An 800-nucleotide genomic window follows, 5' to 3' on the forward strand; every position below is an offset into this window, starting at 1 on the left:
CATCGCGTTTAGCGGGCCGACGCCAGAACAGATTCAAGTCTTTGGACTCAAGCACAAAGCGCGTGAGCTAGCCCAAAAAGCAAACGTACCCTTGTTATCGGGGTCGGAATTATTACCAAGCTTGGATGAAGCGCTGCGTGTTGCTGAAAACATTGCTTATCCGATCATGCTCAAAAGCACCGCTGGTGGCGGTGGCATCGGCATGCAAGTGTGTTTAGGTCCTGAAGAACTCGAGCAAGCTTATGATTCTGTAAAACGACTTGGTGCGAATAACTTTGCGGATGATGGTGTTTTCATCGAGAAATTCATTGCACGCGCGCGTCATATTGAGGTTCAGGTGTTTGGTGATGGACAAGGCAATGCCTTAGCCATTGGAGAGCGCGATTGCTCTAGCCAGCGTCGTAACCAAAAGGTCGTGGAAGAATGTCCTGCGCCAAATTTACCCGCAGAGCTTGCAGCAGAGCTGCATCAAACCGCTGAGGCTTTATTGTCTCAGGTAAGTTATCGCAATGCAGGCACGGTTGAGTTTCTTGTTGATGCCGATACGCACCAATTCTATTTCTTAGAAGTGAATACCCGCTTACAAGTTGAGCACGGTGTTACCGAAGAGGTCTTCGACATCGACCTCGTCGAGTGGATGCTAAAACTCGCATCTGGAGAAGACATTGATCTTGCCAATAAACGTAAGAATTTGAAGGCGCATGGGCATGCTATTCAAGTGCGTTTGTATGCGGAAGATCCATATCGCGACTTCCAACCTTGTCCAGGGTTGCTCAGCAAGGTTTCGTTTCCAGGCTACC

At 48.9% G+C, this 800-nt stretch carries 1 protein-coding gene; it reads left to right on the forward strand.

The features are described from left to right. Positions 1-800, forward strand: an 800-nt coding sequence (locus A3738_RS26175; protein WP_156504513.1) for an ATP-grasp domain-containing protein, incomplete at both ends; no start/stop codon positions are given.

The sequence above is a fragment of the Oleiphilus sp. HI0066 genome, from assembly GCF_001635725.1.